We start from the raw sequence: 4,846 nt of genomic DNA, 5'->3' as shown, positions 1-4,846 counted from the left end.
GGCTCAGGCGCCGCAGGCCCAAGCGTCTTCTGAGCCATCAGACGGCCCCACTTTCCTTGGCGGAGCGGAAGTTCGCCCACACGTACACCGCGGCGATGCCGGACGCGATGATGAACACGACGAACGCCATGACCACGGCCTGCTGCGGCTGGTTGAATGCCGAGAAGTAGTTCGACATGTCGACGCCGAGCATATTCGGCGAGTTCGGGCCCGTGAAGTACGGGACCGTGAACGAACCGAGGATGCCGATCGCCGTGAACGTCGTCGCGATGATGATCGGCACGCCCGCCATGGGGACCACGACGGAGGCGACGACGCGCCAGAAGGAGGCTCCGGCGTCGCGCGCTGCATCGATCATGGCCTGCGGCACGGCCTGAAGGCCGGAGGTGACGAGGAGAGTCGCGAACGGCAGGGACGTCCACACAGAGCCGATGATCACGGTGATCATCGTGAACGACCACACGGGGAAGTCGAGCCCCACGAGCGCGAACACGCTCCGCAGGAAGCCGTCCGCCGAGTAGAAGCCGAGGATCGCCCACGAGGCGATGACCACCGGAATGAAGAGCGGGACGACGGCCAGACCGGAGAGGATCTTGCCGAGGACTCCCCCTCTGAACTTGAGGTACAGGCCGATGCCCGTCGCGAGCACGATGACCGAGGTGGTGCTCACGAGGGTCACGATCACCGTCACGCCGAGGTCGCCGAGGAAGCGGCGATCCACAAAGAGATCGCTGTAGGCCCCGAACGTGGGCACGGCGCCCTGCGCCTCGTGCACGTTCTGGCCGATGACCGCGATCGTGTGGTTGAGCCCACCCGTGAAGCCCAGGCTGAACCCGAGCGCCAAAAGGATCGGAAACCCGATGAAGAGGGCGATGAGCACGATCGGCGGGAGCGCCATGAACAGGCCGCGCGCCTGCCCTGCGGACACCCGAGGGGTGCCGGCGGGGCGAGGCGCGCGGCGCGACCGGACCGCGGAGGTCACTGGCCGGGGACCTTCTGGTCCCACTGGTTGTTCATGTCCTTGCCGACCTGGTCGAAGTACGGGAGGCGGAGGTTGTTGGGATCCGCGCTCGAGAACTTGGACTGGAGGTCGGCCGGGAGCTTGTTGAGCGGGATGGCCGGGTAGCCCGAGATGTCCTTGACGATCATGGCCTGCTGCTCAGGCGCCAGCACGAAGTTGGCGAGCTTGACGGCGGCGTCCATGTTCGGCGTGTTCGACGGGATGCCGAGGTATGCGGCGCCGCCCGTGAACGAGGGGTTCGAGATCTGCGCGGACTTGATCGTCGAGGGGATCGAGCCGTTCGCGACGCCCGTGGTGAACTGGTCGGACCAGACCGGGGCCATGGTGATCTGACCCTTCGCGAGAAGGTCAAGCGTCTGCTGGTTGCCGTTCGGGTAGACGCCCTTCTGGTACACGTACTGGTTGAGGCCCTTGAGCTCGGCGAAGCCCTGGTCCCAATTGGACTCGAGGTCCTTCGCGTAGCTCGTGCCCATCTTCTGGCGCGCGTCGGCGGGGACGTACTTGTCCAGCACGGTCGCGACGAAGGATCCGCCGGAGCCGCCCGACTTCGGCGAGTTGTACGTGAACTTGCCCGGGTTGGCCTTGATCCACGCGAGCAGCTCGTCGAGGGTCTTGGGCGGCGTCGGGATGGTCTTCGAGTCGTACGCGAGCAGCACCGAGGAGCCGCGGTACGGGATACCGCCCGTGCCGCCGGCCTTGACGGTGTCCGCCGAGATGCTCGAGAGCGCCGAGATCTTCGTGGAGTCGACCGGCGTGAGCAGGTTCGCCGCGGAGGCCTTCGGGACGAAGCCGGCGTCGACGAGGTCGAAGTCCGGGGACTTCTTCTGCTCAACCGAGCTCGTGAGCTTCGCGAGGGTCTGCGCGTCGTGCTCGCCGTGGAGGTCGATCGTGACCTGGACCTTGTAGCCCGGGTTGGCCTTCTCGAAGGCCGGGCCGAGGTCCTTCTCCCACAGGTTCTGGATGTTGGTGTCCCCGCTGATGAAGACCCGAACGGTCTTCGACCCGGCATCCCCGGAGCTGGCGGCGGACGTGCTGCTCTGGGCGCAGCCGGTAAGGGCAAGGGCCGTCGCGGCGATGGCCGCTGTGGCTCCGAGGGCGGTGGTGAGCTTCATGGATCTCTCCTGATACGCGGCCGGGTTCTTCCTGACCGAGGACGTCGTGGTGGCGTCGTGCGGCGCCTCGCCCCCCGACAGTCAGGCGCCGACATTCCATAGAAGATGTTTGTCCTAACGAACTGTCAAAGATTAGGTTTCACGGCGGTGAACGGACACGGAAGCCTTCCCCCGAACTGGAACACTCGCACTCACTACCGAAACTCGCGTCAGCTTCGTGCCTAGACTGCCTCTCAAGGGACAGAAGGCAGCGGGCCCACATCGTGGGCCCAGACGCCACGCGGCAACTGAGGAGAACATGGCACAGCATTCCGCATCCGCAGACGGAAACGAGCCGAGCGAGCCAGGGCTCGAGGAGCTGGGCACGCTCGTTCTCCGCGTGTGGAGGGAGCCCGAATCCGAGGAGAGCCTGCGGATCCGCATCCTTGCGTCCGACGGCGCGTGGGAGCCGGGCGAGCTGACCGTCACCCCAGATTCGGAAGCCGCTGTCAAGAGCGTGCGCGACTGGCTTGAGGCCCGCGCGGGCCAGCGCCAGGCCAGCGAGAGCACCGACCCGCACGTGTGACAACCGATTTCACGCTCCCGGTAGTGCGCTAGATCTTTCGCAAAAGTTCCAGTCAAGGCGAATAAATCTATTGACTGGATTATCTCCGCTTCGTCATGCTTATCTCGTTCATCAGGCGTGCATCGCGGGGAGAATCGCCAATCAGGACGACCCTTCTCCGCGGGCTCTCGCATCACGACGGAGGGTCTGACCCATGGAATGGGAACTGCACCTCTTGGGCTGCTGGCAGCTCCTGTGCGACGGGCACATGGTTGCGGTCGGAGCCCGCCAGCAGCGCCTCATCACCGCGCTCGCCCTAGTGGGCCAGCGTTCTCGCTCGTACCTCGCGGGCCTCCTGTGGCCCGACAGCTCCGAGCACCAGGCCTCGGGGAGCCTTCGGGCCACCGTGTTCAAGGTCCGGCACCAGCTGCCCGGCATCTTGACCGACAGTCTCGATCCGGTGTGTCTCTCCGCCTCCGTTGCGGTCGACCTCCACGAGCTGCGCCGCAGCGCCGAGGAGGCTCGCTCCGGTCGGGGCATCGCGCCAGGGATCGCGGAACACCTCTACTCCGCCGAGCTCCTGCCCGGCTGGTACGACGACTGGATCATCTTCGAGCAGGAGCGCCTGCGCGAGCTGCGCATCGCCTCCCTCGAGGCGATCGCGCGCCACTACCTCGGCACCGACGAGCCGGACGCCGCCGTCGCCGCGGCGATGCACGCCGCCGCGATCGAGCCGTTGCGCGAATCCGCGCACGCGCTCATGATCCGGGGCCAGATCCACGCGGGCAACGCCGCCGGCGCCTATCGCACCCTCGCAGACTTCCGCCGCAGGCTGCGCGACGAAATGGGGCTCGAGCCCTCACGCCGGCTCGAGGCGGCCATCGGCGGGAACTCCGCCGAGGACTTCGGGCTCCCCGGCCCCCTCGCGGCCAAGAACCGCGCACCCCGGCTTGCAGCACATCACTAACCCTGGAAGGAGCTGTGAGGTATGGCACGTCGCCTGAGGTGGAAAGTCCCGGCCATCGCCCTCTCCCTTGCCGTCGTGGCGGCGCTCGGTGCTTCGGCCCCGGGCGCCGCCTCTGCGGACGGGCGGGGGCCTGACGACGATTCGCGCGCCTCGGCGTCGCTCGAGGCGGCCTCCACGGCCATCCCGACCGTCGCCCGGCCGCTCGTCACGGACGCGACCCGCTCTGACCCCATCCTCCGGCCGTCCGGCGGCAAGGCCGTCTCGACGGCGACCGCGACGAGTGGGTGCGACGGTTGCTCAGGCACGGCCACCACGCTCCAGACCGTCCGGGTCGTGGGCAACGGCGCGGCCGTAGCGGACAACGTCGCGGCGGCATGGTCGAGTTGCGCGGGCTGCTCCTCGACGGCCGTGTCGGTGCAGATCATCACGGGACCGCGAGCCTCCGCCGTGGTGGTCAACAACCGCTCGCTCGCCGTCAACGTGGCGTGCGTGGGCTGTAGGACCACCGCCGTCGCGCTCCAGTTCGTGATCATCGGCGGCTCGCAACGCGAGCTCTCCGCGGAGACCAAGGCCCTCATCCAACAGATCGAGCAGGAACTCGGCCTCAAGCTCTCCGCGGCCAAGGCGGTGCACCCCGAGGATTCATGGCGCGACGAGGCGAAGAAGGACGTGGACGACGCCGCGAACCGCGCCAAGGCGGCCATCGTCGAGGACACCCGGGCGCCTGGCGTCACCGCGCGGGTCGAGGTCGACGCGGGCGACTGACGCCCCGCTCAGGCTCCCCTGCCAGCTCCCCGACGAGCCCCTCAGCCGAGGCCCCCGTCGGCAGCCCCCGAAGCTGCCGGCGGGGGCCTCTTTGTGCGTTCCGGGCCACCTCGCTGGCAGCGTTTTCCCACGTCAGACCGATAACGCGGCAATAACACGAGGGTAACAATCCATTCGATGGAATTACTACAGCGGTTGACCCCAATCGCCACACCGAATCCAGATCACCAACCACCAAGGAGTTGAGTCCCATGACGAAGCTGACCATGACCGACCTTGCCGCTGAGACCGTCGAGCTGCTCCCGGGCCGCGAGACCCTCGTGTTCGACGCCAACTGGGCGGGCATCCTCGCCACGAACAGCTCGGTCGCCCTCAACGCCGTGACGCTCGCCTCGGTCGCCAACAGCGCCGCCGGCCAGTTCATCACGGTCACGCAG

At 67.4% G+C, this 4,846-nt stretch carries 6 protein-coding genes; 4 read left to right on the top strand and 2 right to left on the bottom strand.

The genetic code is table 11. The features are described from left to right. Nucleotides 1-37 precede the first annotated feature (37 nt). Nucleotides 38-982, bottom strand: coding sequence for an ABC transporter permease (locus tag ACLN58_RS17810; protein WP_415856582.1), 945 nt, complete (start codon nucleotides 980-982; stop codon nucleotides 38-40). Then, nucleotides 979-2,133 (bottom strand): extracellular solute-binding protein, encoded by a 1,155-nt coding sequence (locus tag ACLN58_RS17805; protein WP_415856581.1) that lies wholly within the window; start codon nucleotides 2,131-2,133, stop codon nucleotides 979-981. The genes ACLN58_RS17810 and ACLN58_RS17805 overlap by 4 nt, the downstream gene beginning before the upstream one ends. A gap of 298 nt (nucleotides 2,134-2,431) precedes the next feature. Here ACLN58_RS17805 and ACLN58_RS17800 point away from each other — a divergent pair, with 298 nt between their 5' ends. The 4 genes from ACLN58_RS17800 to ACLN58_RS17785 form a co-directional block, all read left to right on the top strand. Further along, a complete protein-coding gene (locus ACLN58_RS17800) occupies nucleotides 2,432-2,698 on the top strand; it encodes a hypothetical protein (protein WP_415856580.1) in 267 nt (88 codons plus the stop codon). Nucleotides 2,699-2,891: 193 nt separating this feature from the next. Continuing rightward, entirely contained in the window at nucleotides 2,892-3,644 is a 753-nt protein-coding gene (locus ACLN58_RS17795; protein ID WP_415856579.1) for an AfsR/SARP family transcriptional regulator, read from the top strand. Between the two features lie 21 nt (nucleotides 3,645-3,665). Next, nucleotides 3,666-4,409: a hypothetical protein gene (locus ACLN58_RS17790; protein WP_415856578.1), complete on the top strand. Its 744-nt coding sequence runs from the start codon at nucleotides 3,666-3,668 to the stop codon at nucleotides 4,407-4,409. 251 nt (nucleotides 4,410-4,660) lie between these two features. Further along, nucleotides 4,661-4,846: hypothetical protein (locus ACLN58_RS17785; protein WP_415856577.1), on the top strand; the 186-nt coding region annotated here is incomplete at its 3' end.

Origin of the sequence: Sinomonas sp. G460-2, assembly GCF_047759905.1 — a bacterium.
Lineage (GTDB): Bacteria > Actinomycetota > Actinomycetes > Actinomycetales > Micrococcaceae > Sinomonas.
The sequence above is the reverse complement of the archived record's forward strand: the minus strand, read 5'-3'. Positions and strand labels throughout refer to the sequence as shown.

Coding starts and splice junctions, on each gene's coding strand:
- ACLN58_RS17805 (WP_415856581.1), bottom strand. CDS start 2,133: ATGAAGCTCACCACCGCCCTCGGAGCCACAGCGGCCATCGCCGCGACG.
- ACLN58_RS17800 (WP_415856580.1), top strand. CDS start 2,432: ATGGCACAGCATTCCGCATCCGCAGACGGAAACGAGCCGAGCGAGCCA.
- ACLN58_RS17795 (WP_415856579.1), top strand. CDS start 2,892: ATGGAATGGGAACTGCACCTCTTGGGCTGCTGGCAGCTCCTGTGCGAC.
- ACLN58_RS17790 (WP_415856578.1), top strand. CDS start 3,666: ATGGCACGTCGCCTGAGGTGGAAAGTCCCGGCCATCGCCCTCTCCCTT.